The sequence below is a fragment of the Nocardia sp. NPDC006630 genome (assembly GCF_040611495.1).
In the GTDB taxonomy this organism is placed as follows: Bacteria; Actinomycetota; Actinomycetes; order Mycobacteriales; family Mycobacteriaceae; genus Nocardia.
In genome coordinates this window covers 479,515-501,538 of sequence record NZ_JBEXOK010000006.1, presented here as the reverse complement: position 1 = coordinate 501,538, position 22,024 = coordinate 479,515, and the positions used below count along the sequence as shown (strand labels likewise).

The 22,024-nt window shown below is 66.6% G+C and carries 16 protein-coding genes; 11 read left to right on the top strand and 5 right to left on the bottom strand.

Annotated features, from left to right (window positions below):
* Positions 1 to 137: 137 nt before the first annotated feature.
* Positions 138 to 1,010: a glucose-1-phosphate thymidylyltransferase RfbA gene (gene rfbA / locus ABZX86_RS20455; protein WP_355125576.1), complete on the top strand. Its 873-nt coding sequence runs from the start codon at positions 138 to 140 to the stop codon at positions 1,008 to 1,010.
* A gap of 2 nt (positions 1,011 to 1,012) precedes the next feature.
* Positions 1,013 to 1,579 carry a dTDP-4-dehydrorhamnose 3,5-epimerase family protein gene (locus ABZX86_RS20450; RefSeq protein ID WP_355125869.1) on the top strand — a complete coding sequence of 189 codons (567 nt, stop codon included), beginning with the start codon at positions 1,013 to 1,015 and terminating at the stop codon, positions 1,577 to 1,579.
* A gap of 141 nt (positions 1,580 to 1,720) precedes the next feature.
* Here ABZX86_RS20450 and ABZX86_RS20445 read toward each other — a convergent pair whose 3' ends face one another.
* Entirely contained in the window at positions 1,721 to 3,190 is a 1,470-nt protein-coding gene (locus ABZX86_RS20445) for an MFS transporter (RefSeq protein WP_355125574.1), read from the bottom strand.
* 87 nt (positions 3,191 to 3,277) lie between these two features.
* On the opposite strand from ABZX86_RS20445, the gene ABZX86_RS20440 reads away from it, so the two are divergent.
* On the top strand, positions 3,278 to 3,676 hold the full coding sequence (locus tag ABZX86_RS20440; RefSeq protein ID WP_327143128.1) for a MarR family transcriptional regulator: 399 nt from the start codon (positions 3,278 to 3,280) through the stop codon (positions 3,674 to 3,676).
* A 141-nt stretch (positions 3,677 to 3,817) separates the two neighbouring features.
* Here the strand turns inward: ABZX86_RS20440 and ABZX86_RS20435 are convergent, their stop codons facing one another.
* Both ABZX86_RS20435 and ABZX86_RS20430 read right to left on the bottom strand, forming a co-directional pair.
* Positions 3,818 to 4,690 (bottom strand): helix-turn-helix transcriptional regulator, encoded by an 873-nt coding sequence (locus ABZX86_RS20435; RefSeq protein WP_355125572.1) that lies wholly within the window; start codon positions 4,688 to 4,690, stop codon positions 3,818 to 3,820.
* Positions 4,691 to 4,730: 40 nt separating this feature from the next.
* Complete coding sequence (locus ABZX86_RS20430; RefSeq protein ID WP_355125570.1) at positions 4,731 to 5,315, bottom strand: DUF4282 domain-containing protein; 585 nt, start codon at positions 5,313 to 5,315, stop codon at positions 4,731 to 4,733.
* Positions 5,316 to 5,666: 351 nt separating this feature from the next.
* Between ABZX86_RS20430 and ABZX86_RS20425 the strand changes: the two genes are divergently transcribed.
* From ABZX86_RS20425 to ABZX86_RS20415, 3 genes are all read left to right on the top strand, one after another.
* Entirely contained in the window at positions 5,667 to 6,149 is a 483-nt protein-coding gene (locus tag ABZX86_RS20425) for a hypothetical protein (protein ID WP_297619475.1), read from the top strand.
* Between the two features lie 191 nt (positions 6,150 to 6,340).
* On the top strand, positions 6,341 to 8,674 hold the full coding sequence (locus ABZX86_RS20420; RefSeq protein WP_355125568.1) for a molybdopterin-dependent oxidoreductase: 2,334 nt from the start codon (positions 6,341 to 6,343) through the stop codon (positions 8,672 to 8,674).
* 366 nt (positions 8,675 to 9,040) lie between these two features.
* A complete protein-coding gene (locus ABZX86_RS20415; protein WP_355125567.1) occupies positions 9,041 to 9,664 on the top strand; it encodes a pyridoxamine 5'-phosphate oxidase family protein in 624 nt (207 codons plus the stop codon).
* A 55-nt stretch (positions 9,665 to 9,719) separates the two neighbouring features.
* Here ABZX86_RS20415 and ABZX86_RS20410 read toward each other — a convergent pair whose 3' ends face one another.
* The gene (locus ABZX86_RS20410) at positions 9,720 to 10,175 is read right to left on the bottom strand and encodes a GtrA family protein (RefSeq protein WP_297619484.1); all 456 of its coding nucleotides are present in this window, start codon (positions 10,173 to 10,175) and stop codon (positions 9,720 to 9,722) included.
* A gap of 71 nt (positions 10,176 to 10,246) precedes the next feature.
* Here ABZX86_RS20410 and ABZX86_RS20405 point away from each other — a divergent pair, with 71 nt between their 5' ends.
* The 4 genes from ABZX86_RS20405 to ABZX86_RS20390 all read left to right on the top strand — a co-directional run bounded on the left by ABZX86_RS20405 (position 10,247) and on the right by ABZX86_RS20390 (position 16,973).
* Complete coding sequence (locus ABZX86_RS20405) at positions 10,247 to 11,725, top strand: FAD-binding oxidoreductase (protein ID WP_327143123.1); 1,479 nt, start codon at positions 10,247 to 10,249, stop codon at positions 11,723 to 11,725.
* Positions 11,722 to 12,483 (top strand): decaprenylphospho-beta-D-erythro-pentofuranosid-2-ulose 2-reductase, encoded by a 762-nt coding sequence (locus ABZX86_RS20400; RefSeq protein WP_355125564.1) that lies wholly within the window; start codon positions 11,722 to 11,724, stop codon positions 12,481 to 12,483. The genes ABZX86_RS20405 and ABZX86_RS20400 overlap by 4 nt, the downstream gene beginning before the upstream one ends.
* A gap of 454 nt (positions 12,484 to 12,937) precedes the next feature.
* On the top strand, positions 12,938 to 14,896 hold the full coding sequence (locus ABZX86_RS20395) for a galactan 5-O-arabinofuranosyltransferase (protein WP_355125562.1): 1,959 nt from the start codon (positions 12,938 to 12,940) through the stop codon (positions 14,894 to 14,896).
* A gap of 205 nt (positions 14,897 to 15,101) precedes the next feature.
* Positions 15,102 to 16,973 (top strand): glycosyl transferase, encoded by a 1,872-nt coding sequence (locus ABZX86_RS20390; RefSeq protein WP_355125560.1) that lies wholly within the window; start codon positions 15,102 to 15,104, stop codon positions 16,971 to 16,973.
* An 18-nt stretch (positions 16,974 to 16,991) separates the two neighbouring features.
* Here ABZX86_RS20390 and ABZX86_RS20385 read toward each other — a convergent pair whose 3' ends face one another.
* Positions 16,992 to 18,524 (bottom strand): serine/threonine-protein kinase, encoded by a 1,533-nt coding sequence (locus ABZX86_RS20385; RefSeq protein WP_355125558.1) that lies wholly within the window; start codon positions 18,522 to 18,524, stop codon positions 16,992 to 16,994.
* 244 nt (positions 18,525 to 18,768) lie between these two features.
* On the opposite strand from ABZX86_RS20385, the gene ABZX86_RS20380 reads away from it, so the two are divergent.
* The gene (locus ABZX86_RS20380; RefSeq protein WP_355125556.1) at positions 18,769 to 22,017 is read left to right on the top strand and encodes an arabinosyltransferase domain-containing protein; all 3,249 of its coding nucleotides are present in this window, start codon (positions 18,769 to 18,771) and stop codon (positions 22,015 to 22,017) included.
* Positions 22,018 to 22,024 lie beyond the last annotated feature (7 nt).

Here is a 22,024-nt window from a genome sequence, read left to right as displayed (position 1 = left end):
TTCAGAACACCATGGGAACGTGACCTACGCAACAGATATCGCCGGATCGGTATGGCCGTAAACACATGTGACCGTTTCGCCGTCCACTCGGAACCTCCCCGCTCTCGCTCGCGATCGAACTGGCAGACTCTTGTGACATGCGTGGAATCATCCTGGCGGGCGGCACCGGGTCGCGTTTGCACCCGATAACGCGCGGGGTGAGCAAACAACTTGTCCCCGTCTACGACAAACCGATGGTGTACTACCCGCTGTCCACCCTCATGCTGGCGGGCATCCGGGACATCCTGGTCATCACCACCCCCGAGGATTCGGCGGCCTTCCACCGATTGCTGGGCGACGGCAGCCAGTTCGGGCTCAACCTCAGCTATGTGGTGCAGCCGGAGCCGGATGGGCTGGCGCGGGCCTTCGTGCTCGGCGCGGACCACATCGGCACCGAGCCCGCGGCACTGGTGCTGGGCGACAACATCTTCCACGGCCCGGGCCTGGGCACCAATCTGCGCCGCTACGCCGAGGTCGACGGCGGTGCGGTCTTCGCGTACCGGGTCTCGGACCCGACCGCGTACGGCGTAGTCGAATTCGCCGACGGCAAGGCCATTTCCATCGAGGAGAAGCCGAAGGCGCCGCGCTCCAGCTATGCGATTCCCGGGCTGTACTTCTACGACAACGACGTCCTCGCGATCGCGCGCGAGCTGAAGCCCTCCGACCGCGGCGAATACGAGATCACCGATATCAACCGCGCGTACCTCGAACAGGGCAGGTTGAATGTCGAGGTGCTGCACCGCGGCACCGCCTGGCTCGACACCGGCACCTTCGATTCGCTGCTGGCCGCGGCCAATTACGTGCGCACCATCGAAGAACGGCAGGGCCTGAAGATCGGCGTGCCCGAGGAAGTGGCCTGGCGGATGCGATTCATCGACGACGAACAGTTGCGGGCGGCAGCCGAACCGCTGGTGCGCTCCGGATACGGCGCCTACCTGCTGGGCCTGCTGGAACAGGGACGAGACGAATGAGCATGCGGATTCGGGAACTGTCGATTCCGGGCGCCTGGGAGTTCACCCCCAGCCTGCACGGCGACGATCGCGGGGTGTTCGCCGAGACCTTCAAATCCTCGGAGTTCGAGAAGACGGTCGGGCGCCCCTTCGACCTGCTCCAGGTCAACACCTCCACCTCGGCCGCCGGTGTGCTGCGCGGCATCCACTACACCGAAACCCCGCCCGGCCAGGCCAAATACGTGACCTGCGTGCGCGGTGCGTTCCTGGATGTGGTGGTGGACCTGCGGCCCGATTCGCCGACGTTCCGGCAGTGGGACAGCGTCGTCATCGACGATGTGGAGCGTAAATCGGTATTCCTCGCCGAGGGTCTCGGGCACGCACTGCTGTCCCTGGAGGACGACTCCACCGTCATCTACCTCTGCTCACTGGAGTACTCCCCCGAATTCGACCGGGACCTGGACGCTTTCGACCCGGAGCTCGGTATCGAATGGCCCGCGGTGGATCGCAATGGTGACCCGATGACGTTCACCCGCTCCCCCAAGGACGCTGCCGCGCCCTGCCTGGCGGACCTGAAACTCCCGCACTGACGAGCATTCCCCGATACGCAACTGGGGCGCACCACGTAATCGCGGTGCGCCCCAGCGCTTTTCTGCCGTGGCCGGATGGTTGCCCGTGTGAGCGGCGGGCGGGGCCCGGCGTGCCTGTCGGCCGAAACCAGGCGGTGCGGATCAGCCGACCAGGGCGACCTCGGCTTCCTCGGCCGCGGCCTTGCGGGCGCGGCGTTTGGGGAGGAAGGCGGTGAGGGCTACCAGGGCGCCGACAATGGCGACGCCGGCGGCGAATTGGAGGCCGGGGCGGTAGTTGTCGAGGGCCTCGGCCGGGCTGGTGCCGGTGTGCGAACCGGAGGAGATGATCGCGGTGGTCACCGCGAGCACGATGGCGGCGCCGACCTGCATGGAGGTCTGCAGTACGCCGGCCGCCAGGCCCTGCTCGTCATCGTCGATACCGCTGGTGGCCTGAATATTGATGGCGGGGAAGCCGACCCAGCCGATGCCGACCAGCAGGACGGCGGGCAGCAGGACCGTCAGATAGGCGGGCGAGGTGTCCAGGCGCAGGTACATCAGGTAGCCGAGGGCCATGATCACCATGGTGACCGCGATGATCGGGCCGGTGCCGAAGCGGTCGACCAGCTTGTCCGAGATGAAGGCCGAGGCGACGACCAGCACACCGACCGGCAGCAGTGCCAGCGACAGGTGCAGCGGCGTCCAGCCGAGCGTGTCCTGCAGGTACAGCGTGGTGATGAACTGCCAGCTGAAGAACGATCCGGCGACCGCGATGATGGCCAGGCTGGCCCGCCACAGGGTCGGCTTCTTCAGAATGCCCAGGCGGACAAGCGGGTAGCGCACCCGCTTCTCGACCACCACGAAACCGGCGAACAGGGCGGCGGCCGCCACGAACGACAGGACGGTGCGGGCCGAGGCCCAGCCGGCCTGCGGCGCCGAGACCACGGTGTAGACCAGCAGCAGCATGCCCGCGGTGGACAGCAGCGCGCCCAGCAGATCGTGACCGCCCTCTTCGGCGGGCTTGTCCTTGGGCACCAGGTAGAAGGCCGCGATCAGCGCGGCGATCGCGATCGGGAAGGGCAGCAGGAAGGTCCAGCGCCAGCCGAAGCCGGTCATCAGACCGCCGAACAGCAAGCCCATGGAGTAGCCGCCGGCGCCGAACACGGTGTAGATGGACAGCGCCTTGTTGCGGGCGGGCCCTTCGGCGAAATTGGTTGTGATGATGGACAGTCCGGTCGGCGCGGTGAACGCGGCGGCCAGGCCCTTGACGAAACGGGTGAGGATCAGCAGCGCGGCGGAGCTGACCAGTCCGCCGCCCAGGGACGCGATGGCGAAGACGGCCAGTGCGATCAGGAAGACCTTGCGCCGGCCGAGCAGATCGGCGGTGCGGCCGCCGAGCAGCAGCAGGCCGCCGTAGCCGAGGACATAACCGGAGACCAGCCACTGCAGGGTGGAGGTTCCGAGGTGGAGTTCGGTGCCGATGGACGGGAGCGCGACGCCGATCATCGACACATCGAGGCCGTCGAGGAACAGGACGATGCACAGGGTGATGAGCATGCCCCAGAGCCGAGGTGTCCACTGTGTGGAGGAGTCGGCCGCGGTGCTCACTGCGGGGCGAGTGTCTGTGGAAGTCACGAGAGAGGACGGTACATGCGTGTGCATTTATTGTCTACACATTTAATGCAGTTGCATGGGTTGCCGTGGCGGGCTAAGATCGCGGGCATGCCGAAGCCGACAGCGCCTGTCGAGCAGGTCGTTCCTGACGCCCTGGTTGCCCAATGGCGCGATCTGCTGACCAGGCACGCGACGACCTCCTGCGCCCTCGAAAAGGAACTGCAGGGCCGCCACCACCTCGGGCTCAGCGAATTCGAAACCCTGGACCGGCTCATCGACGCCGGCGGCGAGACCTACAAGATGAGCGATCTCGCCAATGACATCCACCTCAGCCAGAGCGCGCTCAGCCGCGCCGTGGCCAGGCTGGAACGCGACGGACTCGTCAACCGCACGCTCTGTACCGAGGACCGGCGGGCCATCTTCGTCTGCCTCACCGACAAGGGGCGTGAACTACATTCCGCGGCCGCGCCGACGCACCGCGAAGTACTGGAACAGTCGCTGCACTGACCGGAACGGTCACCACGCACTGACCGGAACGGTCACCGCACACCGACCGGAACGGTCACCGCGCAGCGCGGCCCGCCCCGTCATGCCATGCATGACGGGGCGGTTCTCACGGCCTAGCCGTCAGATCACACGGCGTAGCGCTCAGACTGCGGCGCGGATCGTATCGATCATCGGAAGTGCGTCCACCGCAATGGAAGCCGAGGCCGCGAAGGCTTCGCGGTAGCGCTCCACATCGGGCTCCTTGTCCAGATACGAGGCTCCGGTGAGGGATTCGACGTAGACCACCGGCGGTTCGGTGTTTTCGTTTGCGGCAGTGGGAAATTCGAGCAGTACGAAACGCCCGGCATCCATGCCGTGGTGGTAGCCGCAGTCCGCGGGCAGCAGGCGCAGCCGCACATTCGACAGTTCGCCGAGTTTGCGCAATCGCTCCAGTTGGCCGACGGTCACCTCGTCACCGCCGATGCGATGCCAGAGCACCGCCTCGGAGATCACCACATCCACCTGCAGTGGTGATTCAGCACGGGTGAGCAGCGATTGCCGGGCGGTGCGGACCCGTACGCGGCGGTCCATCTGCTCGGCGGAAATGCCCGGATAGGCGCCGGCCAGCACCGCGCGCATATACGCCTCGGTTTGCAAAAGCCCTGGCACCAACTCATTTTCGTAGGTGGTGAGCCGGGCGGCGGCCTCCTCCAGGCCGATGTAGACCTCGTACCCCTCGTCGATCACATCGCCGAATTCGGTCCACCAGCCGCGGGCCTTGGTTTCCCGGGCGAGGGCGGTGAGCGGCTCGATAGCCTCCTCGGGAGCGCCGTAGATGCGGCACATGGCCTCGACATCCAGGCTGCGCAACGAGGTCTGCCCGGTTTCGATGCGCCAGATCTTGGCCTCGGACCATTCCAGCCGCTGCGCTGCCACCCGGGTCGTCATCCGCGCGCGATTACGCAGGTCACGCAGGTTACGACCCAGTTGCCGCCGCGGCATGGTGGATCCGGTGATCCCCTGTGGTAGTGCCATCCCTCCCCCTTACGAGTTATGCGCTCGCATTGTCGCACAATTATTTGCGCGAGGACCGCCCTCGATAGCGCCAGAACTGCACGGCCCGAACGTCTTCCGACAATTGATTGACCGGTTCGGCCACATCCGACAGCGCCTGGAACAGGTCATCGGCCAACTCGGAGATGTGTTCCACCCGGGTGGCCAGCCGCGAAGCATTGAGCACGAACTCCAGCAGCAGTCGCACCACCGCGGCGATCGTCAGGGCCAGCGGGATCGCGAACACCACCGCGAAAACCACGCCCAGCCATGCCGAAACACGCCACAGCAGCACGGTTCCCACGACCGGAATGGCGAAAGCGCCTGCCAGGCCCAGTAGATAGGCCAGCGGCAGCAGGGTGCGGGTGGCCGAGCGCTTGAACTGCAGGTCCAGCAGCGACTTCGCCGCCTCCACGCTCCAGGATCCGAAAGCGCTTGGGCTGGTGAAGGGTTCGACCGGCTGCTCTTCGATCGCGGCCTCCGCTTCGAGCCGCCGGTTCCGGCGCCGGGTCGCGGATTCCTTCAGGGCCGCCCACCGCCCGACCTCGAACTCCTCGGCCTCGAGCGCGGCCAGCTCCGCTGCGTTCCCGTTCGATTGATCGGCCATGCCGACGATCTCCTCTCCCGCAGATCTTTTCGACCAAGCGAAGTCTCATCGCAATCCCCGCACCGGGACAGCTCGAAACAGTGTGTTCTAGAACACTTCCCGGCTTTCGCGGTAAGAATCGGCCCGCCCGGACCGATACCGCCCTTGACGCCGTCTTCGCAGGCAGCAGCACCCGAGGCCCGATATGTCGCAGATATGACAGTGGCGTGTCGGTGACAGCTCCAACGGCGAGGCGTCTCTTTTGGAGGCTCGAACAGTGACTCCAGAAAATGAGCTTGTAACGCAACGGGCATGAGGTTCCGATACCTCGCACAGAGCAGGACGCAGATCTACCGGGGAATGGAGAAACCAGTGCGCACGACGTTTTCGTCTTCCGCCATGGCGGCAGCACTGGCCGCCTCCACGCAGGAATACACCGAGCGTGGATGGACGGTCGCCGAAACGGCCAATGGAATCAGCCTGATCACCGACGAAAATCTGTCGGGTATCGAAGTCACCGGCGACACCGCCGCCTTCGTACGGCGCTTCCTTCGGGCCAATGACCTGACCGGACCGATCATCGAGATCCCGGGCGCCGAGCGCCGCGAGATCCACCTGGTCACCGGGCTTCGCAAGGCCGCCCTGGCCCTCGAGGCATTGCGTGCGGCCGGTGCGGTCGTGCACACCGACGGTGCGGGCATCCCGCTGCCGCCGACCCAGCTGTTCGACGGCTCGGCCTGCTGGAGCGTCGCTCCGCACGAGGCGCGCTGGATCCCGCCGGTGGTGGCGATCTCCGCCGCCGTTCGCGCCGCCGCCAAGGGCGTGCGACCGCAGGTAGCCCGTATCGCCTCTTGAAGCGATTCAGGCGCTCTTCCCGCTAGCGAATAGCCCAGAACCCCGAAACCGCGGATGCTCCCCGGCATCCGCGGTTTTCGCGTACCCGGGGGCAAACGTTGCCTTTTGATCGATACTCGATATGCCTCCAGCTAGCGGGTGTTTTCCGAACACGGCGGTACGGAACTGCCGAATTCGGGCGATGATGAGGTATGACCCACGTCACGGAAACCGCTGCCGCACCTGCCACGCGGACGCTGCCGCGCACCTGCCCGCTCTGCGAGGCGGTGTGCGGACTCGAGCTCACCCTGGATGCCGCCGACCATGTCACCGCCGTTCGCGGCGATCAGGCGGACCCGTTCAGCCGCGGCTTCCTGTGCCCCAAGGGCGCGACGCTCGGACATCTCGACGAGGATCCGGACCGCCTCACCGCACCCATGATTCGCGACCGGGCCACCGATACCTGGCGGGAGGCGAGCTGGGACGAGGCCTTCGGCGTCATTCGCGAGCGGCTACCGCAACTCACCGCCGCGCACGGAAACCATTCGGTCGGGTTGTACCTGGGAAATCCCAATGCCCATACCGTCGCCGGGGCGCTGTACGTACCGATCCTCATTCGCGCGCTCGCCACCCGGAGCCTGTTCTCCGCCAGCACCGCCGACCAGATGCCCAAGCAGGTGTCCTCCGGGCTGCTGTTCGGCGACCCGCTCACGGTGGCCGTGCCCGATCTGGATCGCACCGACTATCTGCTCATGCTCGGTGCGAACCCGCTCGAATCCAATGGATCACTGTGCACCGCACCCGATTTCCCGGGCCGCTTGAAGGCGCTGAAGAAACGGGGCGGACGGTTCGTGGTGGTGGATCCGCGCCGCACTCGCACCGCCAAGCTCGCTAGCGAGCATCTGTTCATCCGGCCCGGCAGTGACGCCTACCTGCTGTTCGGAATCGTGAACACACTTTTCGCGGAGAATCTCACCTCCGTGCGCATCGAGGTGCAGGGGCTCGAGGAGGTACGCGCGGCGGCAGCGCCTTTCACGGCCGCCGTGGTGGCCGAGCGCACCGGAGTGCCCGCCGACACCGTGCTGCGGCTGGCGCGCGAGCTGGCGGCGGCGCCCACCGCGGCCGTCTACGCGCGAATCGGCACCTGCACCGCGGAGTTCGGCACGCTCACACAGTGGCTGGTGGATGTAGTCAATGTGCTGACCGGCAATCTCGACTCCCCCGGCGGCGCGATGTTCGCCACCGGCGCCACCCTCGGCATCGTGCGCACCCGCCCGTTCCGCCTCGGCCGCTGGACCAGCCGGGTGCGCGAACTGCCCGAGGCCATGGGCGAATTCCCGGTGGCCACACTCGCCGACGAGATCCTCACCGAGGGCGAGGGCCGGATCCGCGCCATGGTGACCGTCGCGGGCAACCCGGTGCTCTCGGCCCCGAGCGGCACTCGACTGGACGCGGCCTTCGCCGGGCTCGACTTCATGGTGAGCGTCGATCGGTATCTCAACGAGACCACCCGGCACGCCGATGTCATCCTGCCGCCGCCGCGCATTCTGCAGTCCCCGCACTACGATTTCGCGCTGCTGCAGTTCGCGGTGCACAACTACGCGCGGTACTCCCGGCCGCTGGTCCCGCTCGGCGGCGCCCTCGCCGAATCGGAGATCCTGGCGCGCCTGGCGCTGGCCGTCAGCGGGCAGGAACCGCAGGACGGTGTCGATCCGCTTGCGGCGGTGGATGAATTCATCATCGCCGGAATGCTGCACAAGGCCGGGCTGGCGGACCGCCGGGCGGAGTTGATCGGCGCGAACACCACCGAACAGCGCATCGACCTGATGCTGCGGCTGGGGGCCTATGGCGAGTGGAATCCTGATCGCATCATTCCGGCGGACGGATGGGTGGGATCCACTGGTGGATCCCGGCCACAAGCACGCCGGGATGACGAGGAGAAGCCACTGGCAGATGAGGCGGGGGACACAGCCGGCGGCGACGGGGACCGACTGTCGGGCGGCCTGAATTTGCAAGTGCTGCTGGACAATCCGCACGGGATCGATCTGGGGGCGTTGCGGCCGAGCCTGCCCGGAATTCTGCGGACGGCGTCGAAGACGGTGGAGCTCGCACCGCAGGCGCTGCTGGATGATGTTGCGCGACTGCGGGAACGGCTGGCAGCGGCGGCGCCGGAGATGGTGCTGGTCGGGCGGCGGCAGCTGCGCTCCAACAACAGCTGGCTGCACAATGTCGGGCCGCTGATGGGCGGGTCCAATCGGTGCACGCTGCACATTCATCCCGAGGATGTGGCACGGCTGGGACTGGACGGACATGCCGTGGTGAAGTCGGCGGCGGGCACGCTCACGGTGGATCTGGAGCCGACCGACGACATCATGCCGGGGGTGGTGAGCCTGCCGCACGGCTGGGGCCACTCCGGCAGTGAGCAGGCGGTGGCGCGCACGCACGCGGGCGTGAATGCCAATGTGCTGACCGATGATTCGCTGGTGGACGCACCGTCGGGGAATGCGGTCTTCAATGGCGTACCGGTCACCTTGACACCCGCCTGAAAACTGACCGGGCGGTTCATGCAAGGGGGATGACGCTCGGCAATAACCGGACAATTCTCTGCAATAGGGACAAATCAGGATTGCGAAAACACTGCGCGCCCTGGGGATCTCGACCATCGATCCCCTCGAGCCCAGTCCAGCATCCTCGCAGCTAAGCGGCGCAAACCGCTTGTGGACACTTTCATTCGGGAGGATCCTCGCCCAGGAAGGATTCTCCGGCTTCCGTCGACCCGGCCCGAGCAGGGCATACACGCCGGTTCAGTCATTCGCCACATGAAAATAGTTAAACCGTATAGGATTTCGTACGGCCGAAGTTCGTGGCCGAGCCTCTTCCATCCGGTATTCAGCTACCAAAGGGGGCCCGTGATGTCCGGTACCAGAAACGGCAGCGACGGCGAGCGGGAACTGCAGGAACGCTACGGCACCCGAGATCGTGCGGAGCGTTTCTATTCCGATCAAGTACGAAATCGACTCAATACCCAGATGATCGATTTCCTGCGCCGGATGGACATGGCCTTCATCGCGACCTCCGATAAACACGGTGAGTGCGACAACAGCTTTCGAGCAGGGAAGCCCGGATTCCTGCACGTCATAGACGATTCCACGATCACGTATCCGGAGTATCGCGGCAACGGCGTGCACGCCAGCCTCGGAAATATGCTGGAGAATCCGCATATCGGGATCCTGCTCATCGACTTCGTGTACGACCTGATCGGCCTGCACATCAACGGCACGGCCCGGATTGTCGACGACGCCCTCATGCGCCGCTGCGTCCCCGATCTACCGCCCGATGCGCGCGGCCGCCAGCCGGAGCGCTGGGTGGTGGTGGATGTGGAGGAGGCCTATATCCACTGCCGCAAGCACATTCCGCACCTGGTCCCCGCACAGCGCGAGGATCGCGAGTGGGGCACCGACAACACCCGGGCCAAGGGCGGCGACTACTTCCGCGCGAAAGCCGAGGCCGAGGCCGAGGCCCTCGTCGACTACTGACGCACCGACCCTCGAGACAGCACCGGCCCGCCATCGGCGGGCCGGTCCCATACGGTCAGTTGATCTTGAAGATCACCATGCGCTGCACGATGAAATTGATCACGGTCGCGGTGCCCTGCGCGATGCAGAAGGCCAGTGCGATCCGCCACCACTGGTCGGGCAGGGCGTAGTAGCAGAGCTGATTGATGCCGACCTGCAGCGCGAAGGTCACCGCGTACAGCAGGATGACCGCGATGAAGCGGTTGCGATTGGGCTCGGCCTTGAAGGTCCAGCGCCGATTGATCAGATACGCCGTGGTGGTGCCGGCGATGAAGCTGATCGACTTCGCCACCGGCAGTGGCAGCCCGAACACCTTGAACAGCAGGGTGTAGAGGCCGAAGTCCACGATCGCGGAGAGGCCGCCGGTCAGCCCGAACCGGATGATCTGGGTCTTCAGATCGACGTCCGTGCCACCCGGTTCGTCGACGAGGGGCAGCTCGGGAGGCAGGGGCAGATGGGGTTCCGCGGTCACAACGCATGAGGGTATCGGTCGCGACCGAGGACACAACCCTCGCGACGGTTATGCCTGTAGCCTCTATCCCGATGTCCACGAAAGCTCAGACCACCACCACGGCCGCTCCCGATACCGAATCGGCGAGCGCTGGTGCGGACGCAGCGTCGAACGGTTCCTATGAACTGCCTACGCAGACCCGCCGCCTGACCGGATGGGGTCGCACCGCAGCCACTACGTCGGAAGTCCTGTCGACCAATGATCCGGAGCTGATCGCCAAGGCGGTCGCCCTGGTCGCGGAGGACAACGACTCCAAGCCCGCGCATCTGCGCCGAGGTGTCATCGCGCGCGGCCTCGGCCGCTCGTACGGCGACCACGCGCAGAACTCCGGCGGCCTCGTCATCAATATGCCGGCGCTGAACCGCATCCACCGCATCGACCGCGATTCCCGCCTGGTCGATGTGGACGGCGGCGTCAGCCTCGACCAGTTGATGAAGGCGGCCCTGCCGTTCGGGCTCTGGGTTCCGGTCCTACCCGGTACCCGCCAGGTCACCATCGGCGGCGCCATCGCCTCCGATATTCACGGTAAGAACCATCACAGCGAGGGTTCTTTCGGCAATCACGTGCGGTCCATCGACCTGCTCACTGCCGACGGCAAGGTGCAGACCATCGGGCCGAAGAAGAACGCGAAGCTGTTCTGGGCCACCGTCGGCGGCAATGGGCTGACCGGCATCGTGCTGCGCGCGACCATCGAAATGGTGGCGACGGAGACGGCGTACTTCATCAATGACGGCGTGAAGACCAGCACGCTGGACGAGACCATCGCGGCGCACAGCGATGGCAGCGAGGCCAATTACACCTACTCGAGCGCGTGGTTCGACGTCATGAACCCGCTGCCGAAGCTGGGGCGCGCCACCATTACTCGCGGCCGCCTGGCCAAGCTGGACGAGCTGCCCGCCAAGAAGCAGCGCAATCCGCTGAAGTTCGATGCGCCGCAGCTGCTCACGGTGCCGAATATCTTCCCGAGCTTCACCGCCAACCGGCTGACCCTCGGCTCGGTCGGCGAGGCGTACTACGCCATGGGCGGCAACTACACCGGCAAGATCCAGAATCTGACGCAGTTCTACCACCCGCTGGACATGATCGCGGAGTGGAACCGGGCCTACGGTCCGGCCGGATTCCTGCAGTACCAGTTCGTGGTGCCGACCGAGGCCGTCGATGAGTTCAAGAAGATCATCATCGATATCCAGGCGTCCGGGCACTATTCGGCGCTGAACGTTTTCAAGCTGTTCGGCGCGGGTAACCCGGCTCCGTTGAGCTTCCCGATGCCGGGCTGGAACATCTGCGTAGACTTCCCGATTCGTGCGGGTCTCAATGAGCTCGTCACCGATCTCGACCGGCGCGTCACCGAATTCGGCGGCCGGCTCTACACCGCGAAGGATTCCCGGACCACCGCGGAGACTTTCCACAAGATGTACCCCCGGATCGACGAGTGGATCAAGATCCGCCGAAGTGTCGATCCCACAGGCGTTTTCATGTCCGATATGGCCCGAAGGCTGGAGCTTCAGTGATCAACGCGGTAGGCAATCCGCAGTCCATTCTGCTGCTCGGCGGCACTTCCGAGATCGGTCTCGCGATCTGCTCGGAGTACCTGAAGAAGGGTCCGGCGCGCATCATCCTGGCCGCGCTGCCCGGTGATCCGCTGCGCGAGGACGCGGTCGCCACCATGAAGGCGGCCGGCGCCTCCGAGGTCGAGATCATCGACTTCGACGCGCTGGAGATGGACTCGCACCCCAAGGTCATCGACCAGGCGTGGGGACACGGCGATGTCGATATCGCCATTGTCGCGTTCGGCATGCTCGGCGACGCCGAGGAGCTGTGGCAGGACCAGCGCAAGGCGGTCATCGCCTGCGAGCTGAACTACACCGCCGCCGTCTCGGTCGGCGTGCTGATCGGCGAGAAGATGAAGGCGCAGGGCCACGGCCGCATCATCGCCATGAGCTCGGTCGCCGGTGAGCGCGTGCGCCGCTCCAACTTCGTCTACGGCTCCACCAAGGCCGGCCTGGACGGCTTCTACCTGGGTCTCGGCGAGGCGCTGCGCCCGCACGGCACCCGCGTCACCGTGATCCGCCCGGGTCAGGTCCGCACCCGCATGTCCGCCCACGTGAAGGAAGCGCCCCTCACGGTGGACAAGGAAGAGGTGGCGGCCCTGGCCGTCGCGGCGTCGGAAAAGGGCAAGGAAATCGTCTGGGCCCCCGGCACTTTCCGCTACATCATGATGATCCTGCGCCACGTCCCGCGCCCGATCTTCCGCAAGCTGCCCGTCTAGAGCAGCCCAGCATTCGACAGCGAGCGGTGACCAACGGTCACCGCTCGTTTCGTTTACCGAGCCCCGCACACTCACGACACGCATGAACCGGATCCCCACAGCGCGTGCCTCCGCCGCACAGCCCTGATAGGTGCTGTGCAATGCACTAGCCGGGCTGCGTGATGCGGGTTGTGGCCTGTCTCGCTCTGCCAGGCAGCGCCACGCAGTCACCACACCCATCGACCGGATCCCACAGCGTGTACCTCCCGCCGCACAGCACGGACAGGTGCCGTGCGAGACGACAGCAGGCTGTGCGGTACGGAACGGGCCGTGCGATGGATGCGGCTGGCGGCGAGGAGATCGACGCTGGTGGCCACGGTGGTCGGCCATGCGGCGGGTCATGGGGAGGCGAAGGTCGTTAGGGTGGCACAGCGGTAGGCGCGGTCTATGGAGCGAACCCGGAGGCGGAGTGCGTATGAGCGAGGAGTCGGGCGGCCGGGGGGCGATGCTGGTGCGGCGGGCCGGGGGTGCGGCCGGGGAGGGCGTGCTGGCCGGGGTGGTCGCCGTTGCGGTGGCCGGTATCGGGCTGGTGGCGTTTTCGACCGTGCACTGGCCGGCGTTCAACTCCTCCAATGTGACTCGGGCGCTGACCACCGTGGGACAGGTGGTCGCGCTGGCGCTGCTGGTGGCGGCGATTGTGCTGCTGCGGATGGACAAGTGGCCGTGGGTGGCGAAACTGCTGTCCTGGGTGGGGATTTCGACATTCGTGACGGTGACGCTGGGTATGCCGCTCGCCGCCACCAAGCTGTATCTGCTCGGGCTGTCGGTGGATCAGGAATTCCGGACGCAGTTTCTGACGCGGCTGACCGATAGTGCGGCACTGCGGGATATGAACTACGCGGATCTGCCGTCCTACTATCCGGGCGGCTGGTTCTGGATGGGCGGGCGCTTCGCGAATCTGCTGGGGATGGCGGGGTGGGCGGCGTTCAAACCGTTCGCGATCATCGGCATCGCGGTGGCGGCGGTGCTCGCACTCGTCCTGTGGTCCAAGCTGATTCGCGCGGATTGGGCCGTCGCGGTCGCGACCGCCACCACCGCGGTGACGCTGGCCTACGGTTCGCCGGAGGCGTACAGCGCACCGCTGGTGCTGCTGATCGCGCCGGTCCTGGTGCTGGCGTGGGGCGCCCTGTACCGGCCCGCCGAGCCCGCGGCGTCGACCGCCGGAGGCTGGGGCGCGGTGCTGGGGACCGGACTGTTCCTGGGCGTCGCCGCGACCTTCTACACGCTGTACTTCCTGGTGGCCGTGTTCGCGGTCTGTCTGATGGGTGTGGTCGCCGCCGGGCTCGCACTGCGCGAACGGGGCATTACGCGACGCTCCAAGCAGGGTGCGGTGCCGGGGATCCGGCAGGCGGTGTGGCCGATCCTGCTGCGGCTGATCAGCATCGGAGTGCTCTCCGGACTGCTGGCCCTGACCGTATGGCTGCCGTACCTGTGGAAAACGCTCACCGGCGGCACCGCCAGTTCCGGTACCGCACTGCACTATCTGCCCGAACCCGGTTCGCAGCTGCCGCTGCCCATGTTCGATTTCTCCCTGCTCGGCGCGTTCTGCCTGCTCGGGACGATCTGGCTGGTGCTGCGGGCCGGAAGTTCGCGGCGCGCACAGGCACTCGCGATCGGTGTGGTCGCCCTCTATCTGTGGTGCCTGCTGTCGATGGCGGCGACCGCCGCGGGCACCACGCTGCTGTCGTTCCGGCTGGAACCGATTCTTTACACCCTGCTGGTGGCGGCCGGAGCGTTCGGCTTCGCGGAGGGTCTGCGGGCCGCCTACCAGGTGCTGAACGAGCCGTCGCGGGTGCGGCTCGCCGGTGCGGCGGTGGCGCTGGCGGGTGCGGTGGCGTTCAGCCAGGGCATTCCGAATGTGCTGGCGACGGAGATCAATACGGCCTACACCGATACCGATGGCAATGGCGTGCGAGCGGATGCGCGGCCGCCTTCCGCCGTCTCGCACTACGCGGAAATCGATGCGGCGCTGCGGGAGCAGACCGGCCGGGCGCCGGATCAGAGTGTGGTGCTGACGGCGGACACCAGCTTCCTGTCCATCTACCCGTACTTCGGATTCCAGGCGCTCACTTCGCATTACGCGAATCCGCTGGCCGATTTCAAGCCGCGCGCGGCGGAGATCAAGCGGTGGAGCACCCTGAAGTCGCCGCAGGAGTTGATCGACGCGCTGGCGCACTGCCCGTGGCGGGCCCCGGATGCCTTCCTGTTCCGCAAATCCGGTAGCGAGTACACGCTGCGGCTCGCCGAGGACGTGTATCCGAACGATCCGAACGTGAAGCGCTACACCGTGGCATTCCCCAGGGCGCTGTTCGATGACCCGCACTTCCGGGTGACCGATATCGGGCCTTTCACCCTCGTGGTGGCCCAGCACTGAGAGTTATGTGAGCTGCACTCGAATTGTGGTGCAGCTCACTTCTCATCTCGATAAGACCTCGAGACAAGGGTCACTTATCCCCAGATATGGGCCTAAACCTGTGGATGAAGCCCCATATCTGGGGATAACTCATCCACTTGCCAGTCCAATCTCAGTCGAACCCGGTAGCGTGGGCCGCTGATTGAGAGGCAAGAGGAGTTATCGCGTGGCACAGGGGTGGGATACGGACCGCACCAACGAAGACGGCTCGGCGGTCGCAGTTCTCGACCGGACAGTACCGAAAACGGTTGCCCCGGTGCGCACCCGGCAACAGCGTGTCGCGGGCCTCCTGCGACTGGCTCGCGCCGACCTGTTCGTCGCCACCGGCTACCTCTCCCTCGCCGTGCTGGTGCTCTCCGGCCAGTGGCTGCACACCGATCGCGGCTATCTGATCAAGAGCGGCCAGGACCAGACCATGTGGGAGTGGTTCTTCGCGGTCACGGCGCACAAGGTCGCGCATCTGCAGAATCCGCTCGGCACCGGACTGCAGAACTATCCCGACGGCGTGAACATGATGGCCAATACCGCCATGTTCGGCGTCGGCGTGCCGCTGACCCCCGTCACCCTGCTCTTCGGACCGACCGTCACCTTCGTTCTGGTGCTCACGCTGGGTCTGTTCGGCACCGCCTTCGCCTGGTACTGGCTGTTCTCGCGGGAGCTGGTCACCTCCAAATTCGCTGCGGCCGTGGGCGGTGTGTTCTGCGGCTTCGCGCCCGCCATGATCTCGCACGCCAACGCGCACCCGAATTTCGTACTGCTGGCACTGCTTCCGCTGATCGCGCTGCAGTTGATCCGCATCGTCCGGCATGCGCAGAGCCCGCTGGAGACGCGGAAGGCGCGGCGACTGCGCGATGCGTTCGTGCTCGGCCTGCTGATCTCGCTGCAGATCGCGCTCGGCGAGGAGCCGCTGCTCATCTTCGCGCTGGCCTTCGGCCTGTACGCGGTCATCTATTATCTGCACGCCCCGCGCGCCGGGCTGCGCGCGCTGCGCACCCTCACCCCGACGCTGCTGCTGGCTGGCGTGATCACGGTGGCGCTCACCGAGATTCCGCTGTGGTGGCAGTTCTTCGGGCCGCAGTCCTACCGGTCCATCGACCACGGGCCGATGAACAACGATCTCAAAGCGCTGTTCCAGTTCCCGTCCGAATCGCTGGGCGGCATGTTCCAGCACGGGCAGAACGTGGCCATCAATCCGACCGAGGAGAACTCCTACTTCGGCTGGCCGCTGCTGCTGCTCGTCGCCATGGCCGCGGTATTCCTGTGGCGCGAACGCGTGGTGCGGGCCGCGGCCCTCATCATCGTGTCCTTCACGGTGCTCTCGCTGGGCGCGAACCTGATGATCGGGAAGCACAACACCGGAATCTCGCTGCCGTGGAAGCACCTGGAGAATGTGCCGCTGCTGAATTCGGTGCTGGAGTCGCGGTTCACCATGGCCGCCATTCCGGCCATCGCCGTCATTCTGGCCATGGGAACCCAACGCGCACTGGACTACTGGCGCATCTCCGCCGTGGATTGGCGGCCGCTGGCCTGGTTCGGCGCGCTGACGCTGGCACTGCTGCCGCTCACCCCGACCATCCTGCCGGTGGTGCAGCGCCCGGCGACGCCCGCCTTCTTCGCGGACGGCACTGTGCGCCAGTATGTTTCGCACGGTTCGGTGGTCATCGCGCCGCCGCCCACCCCGCCGGACGCCCGCGCCCTGCGCTGGCAGACCGATGCCGACTTCCAATTCCCGCTTGCCGGAGGCTATTTCGTCGGACCCACCGGCACCGAGAAGAAGGGCCGCTACGGTCCCGACGACCGGCCCACGGCCAGTCTGCTCATCAAGGCGCAGCAGGCCAACAAGGTGCCGGTGATCGACGATGCCACCCGCGCCCAGGCGCTCGCGGATCTGCGGTACTGGCAGGCCGATGTGGTGGTGCTGCCGCCGACCGACAATGGTGATGCGCTGCGGCTCACCGTGGATCAGCTGCTCGGCTTCCCCGCACAGCAGGTGGACGGCGTCTGGCTGTGGGACGTGCGCGGACTGGTCTCGGCCTGATTCGGTTCACGGCCTGAGTCAGTTCACGCGGGTATAGGTCACGTGGCCGCTGACATCGAGATCCCGGACGATCTGTCCGGCCGACAGTCGCAGCACCTGGGTGGCCTGCGGCGAACACTGTGAACCCCCGCTCGTGGTCACGCCGTTGCCGACGGTGATATCGGCGGCCGTGACACCGACCAGCCGATAGTCGAAGGCGCAGACCAGATTTCCACCGCGGTAGATCGTGGAGGTCTCGACCACCTGATTCACCTCACCCTGGCGGACGGTGAGCCGGTAGTCGTCGGCGTTCTGATCGCTGGTCCCCACCCAGGTGCCCAGGAAACCCGCCGGAATACTGCCCGCGGGCAGCGGCGCGGCTGCGGCGGCGGAGGTCGCGGTCAACACCGACGCGGCGGCCGGCCCGGCAGCCATGGTCTGCACCGGAGCCGACACCGGCGCACCGGAATTGCCGTGACTCTCCAGCTCGTAGGCCACCACGAAGCCGCCCCCGGCCAGGACTACCGCGGCCGCGCCGGCCAGCACCGCCGCCAGCACCCGGCCCTGTCCCTCGTTCCGCACCGGAGTCACCGGCGCCGGGACCGGTTCCGGCGCCGGGAGATACGGGTCGAAGGCTCCGCGGGCGTGCTCGGTGACCGCCCGCCGCGCCGGGTCCACCGGCGGCGTGGTGATCGGCCGCGGCCCGGTGAAATACGGGACGTGCTCGACGGTCGCCGGACCCGACATCGCCTCCCAGGCCGCATCGACGAAATCGGCACAGCCGGCGAACCTTTGCGCCGGATTCTTGGCCAGTGCCCGATCGAAGACCGAATCCAGACTCCGGGGCAGGTCCGGACGGACCTGTGTCACCCGCAGCGGCGGAATCTGGGTGTGTGCGATCACCCACCCCCCGAGATCCTTCGCCATGAACGGCCGATGCCCGGTGAGCAGTACGAAAAGCGTGCAGGCCAGCGAGTATTGATCCGTGCGCGGATCCAGCGGGGCGCCGGAGACCTGTTCCGGCGAGGCGAAGGCGAAGGTCGCGGTGACACTTCCGGTGCGCGTGAGACTGGTCGACTCGTCCCGCAGGCGCGCAATGCCGAAGTCCGTCAGCAGGGCTCGCTCCACCCGCCCGTCCTCGGCCGGGGAAAGCAGAATGTTCGAGGGCTTCACATCACGGTGCAGCACACCTTTGCCGTGCGAATAGTCCAGGGCCGAGGAGACTCCGCTCGCGATCCGCAGCGCGCGATCGGGGGCGGTGCCGCGCAGCACATCCGCATCGGCGCCCTCCACGAACTGCATGGCGATCCAGAGCCGGCCCTCGTCGAGCCCGCGGTCGTACACCGCAACGATATTCGGATGATCGAAGCGAGCGGTGATATCGGCTTCGCGTTCGAAGCGCCGCCACTCCTCGGCATCGGCGTTCACACCGTCGCGGCTGAACACCTTGAGTGCGGCCAGACGGGGTAGCCGGGGGTGCCGGGCGACATAGACGGTCCCCGAACCGCCCGCCCCGATGCGCCGCTGAATGACATATCCGGCGATAACCTCGCCCGGTCGCAGTTCAGTCATGACCGCCACACCTACGTCGATGGCGCCCGGGAAATACAGTCGCCCAACAACATTATCGACCGAATGTCCGGGGAAGCGGAGCACAAGTTCGAAATATACGGTCGAAACACGCCCTTCCGGACCCCTGAACAGCGACAGTTCGGACATCTGAACCACGACGGCGCGAGCACCGGGAGCACGGCGACCCGGTGCGCGGTCGAGTCGCGGGGGATGTCCGGGACGGGGGTGGATAGCATCGGACACCGTGCGCGAAGACACCCGAGCGTTTCAGCGAATCCGACTCATTGCCGTGGTATCCGGAATTCTCGGAATTCTGCTGGCGGTGTTGACGCCGATTCTGCCGGTAAAACAGGACCGGCCCACCCTGCACTGGCCGCAGGGGGATACGCCGAACATCGCCGCGCCGCTGGTGTCGTACGTGCCGCTCACCCTGGACGTGAATCTGCCCTGCCAAGTGCTGGCGGATCTGCCCAGCGGCACGCTCTTCTCCACCGTCCCGGCAGCTTCGGGGCAGGCGGTGAGCAAGGGTCTGGTCATCAAGGTCGAGGATGTGCCCGAGAAGGGGCGCACGCTGTCGGTGCTGTTGCGCCTCATCCCCTTGCTGTCGGTTCCGGTCGCCGATGTCCAGAGTTGCGGATCGCTGGTCCTGCACTCGGATGCGACCGCGACCCAGGTGCAGCTCAGCGGCGTCACCCGGCAGGACGGAACTCCGTTCGCGGGCAAGGTGAACGGCGATACCCGGCCGCAGGTGGTCGGCATGTTCACCGATCTGAACCGGCAGCAGATCGGGACCGCCGTGGCGACGGCCGATATCGACGCGCGCTTCACCTCCAGCCCGAGCTGGATCAAACGCGGCGCGACCATCGGCGCGGTGCTCTGCACGCTGCTCGCCATGTACATGCTGCACCTGCTCGACAATCGGGACGGGCGGCGCGCACGGCGATTCCTGCCCGCGCACTGGTGGCGTTTCCGCCTCGCCGATGCGGCGGTGCTGGGGACGCTGGTGGTGTGGCACTTCATCGGCGCGAACACCTCCGATGACGGCTACATCCTGAATATGGCTCGGGCCTCGAAGGTTTCGGGCTACATGGCCAACTACTACCGCTGGTTCGGCGTGGCCGAGGCGCCGTTCGGCTGGCCGTACGAGGTGCTGTCCTGGATGACCCGGATCAGCGACTCCAGCCCGTGGATACGACTGCCCTCGCTGCTGGCCGGAATCGTCTGCTGGCTGGTGATCAGCCGGGAGATACTGCCCCGGCTCGGCGCCCGGGTGCGGCGCGACAATGTCGCGATATGGACTGCGGCACTGGTCTTCCTGGCAGCCTGGATGCCGTACGACAACGGCCTGCGGCCCGAACCGCTCATTGCCGCGGGCGCGGTGCTGACCTGGTGCTCCATCGAACGCGCCATTGCCACCGGGCGACTGCTGCCCGCCGCGATCGCCGTGCTCATCGCGGCGTTCTCGCTGGCGGCCGGTCCGACCGGGCTCATCTGCCTCGCCGCGCTCATCGCCGGATCACGGCCGGTGCTGCTGGCGATCCTGAAGCAGGCCAAGGGCACCGGGTCGGCGCTGCTGCGCTACGGCGCGCTCTTCGCGCCGGGCATCGCGGCCGGAACCCTGGTGCTGGTGGTCGTTTTCGGCGATCAGACGCTCGCCTCGGTCATGGAGGCGACGCGGGTGCGCACCCTCATCGGCCCGAATGTGGCGTGGTTCGACGAGCGCACCCGCTGGGATTCGCTGCTCATGCTCTCCCCCGACGGCTCGCTCGCCCGGCGGTTCGGCATTCTCGCCATGCTGCTGTGCCTGCTCGTCTGCGTCATGGTCATGCTGCGCAAGAACGGTCGCATTCCGGGCACCGCGCGCGGGCCGGCGGCGCGCATTCTCGGCATCGTCTTCATGTCGCTGTTCCTGATGATGTTCACGCCCACCAAGTGGACGCACCACTTCGGCGTGTACGCCGGACTCGCCGGATCGGTGGCCGCACTGGCCGCGGTCGCGGTGGGCGTCAACGGGATTCGCTCACCACGCAATCGCACGCTGTTCACGGCGGCGGTGTTCTTCCTGCTGGCCATCACCTTCACCGGGCCCAACGGCTGGTGGTATGTGTCCAGCTACGGCGTGCCGTGGTTCGACAAGGCGCCGCTCATCGCGGGCAAGGGTCTGTCCACGCTGTTCCTGGGGCTGGCCATCCTGTGCCTGCTCATTGCCGCGTACCAGCACTATCGGGAACCGTTCACCCATCCGAAGCCGGTGCGCGCCTTCGACAAGTTCGCGAGCATGCCGCTCACCATCGCGGCGGCGCTGCTGGTGCTCTTCGAGGTCGCCTCGCTCGCCAAGGCGGCCGTCACCCAGTACCCGGCCTACTCCATCGCCAAATCGAATTTCGATGCGATGACCGGGGATTCGTGCGCACTCGCCAATGACGTGCTGGTGGAGACGAATACCGCCGACTCACTGCTGCAACCGTGGACCGGCGCGGCCGCCGACGGATTGTCCGCGGACAACACCGGATTCACCGCCAACGGCGTCGCCACCGACCTCACTGCCGATGCGGAGGAGACGGTCAGCGGCGGGGCCAACTCGGTGGGCAAGAACTCCAGCAACAAGACCACGAACACCACCGGGGCGGGCACCGGCGGCGGCACCGACGCACAGGCCGGCCTCAACGGCAGCACCGTCGCCCTGCCGTTCGGACTGGACCCGGCGCGCACACCGGTGCTGGGCAGTTACACCGCCGACGAGCAGAATCCGGCCAAGCTGACCACCAACTGGTACAAGGTCGATCTGTCCGACAGCGTGCGCAATGATCCCGCCTACAAGGTGCTCATCGTGACCGCGGCCGGCCGCATCCGCTCCTTCACCAAGGACGGTGTGGAAACCTACGGTCAGGACCTGTTCGTCGAATACGGCACCCGCGCCGCCGACGGCAGCATGACGAATGTGGGCCGCATCCGGCCCACCGATATCGGGCCGAACCCGTCCTGGCGCAATCTGCGGGTCCCGCTGGACCAGATTCCCGTGGGCGCCAACAGCGTTCGCCTGGTCGCCAATGACCCCGACATCACGCCCAAGCAGTGGCTGGCCGTCACCCCGCCCCGGCTGCCCCGCCTGGAATCGCTGAACAGCCTTGTCGGCCATACCGATCCGGTGCTGGAGGACTGGCACGTCGGACTCGCCTTCCCGTGCCAGCGGCCGTTCGATCACCACGACGGCGTCGCCGAGGTGCCGGACTGGCGCATCCTGCCCGACCGCGTCGGCGCGGACGCCTCGAACGCCTGGCAGGACGATATCGGCGGCGGGCCACTCGGCTGGACGGGGCTGCTGCTGAAGTCGGAGAGCATTCCGTCGTACCTGAACCACGACTGGGGACGGGACTGGGGATCGCTGGAGAAGTACAGCCCGTATGCCCCGGACGCGAAGCCGGCGCAGTTGTCGGTGACGGCGCAGACCCGTTCGGGTCTCGCGAAGGATGCGCCGATCCGGGCTAAGTAGCAGTGCG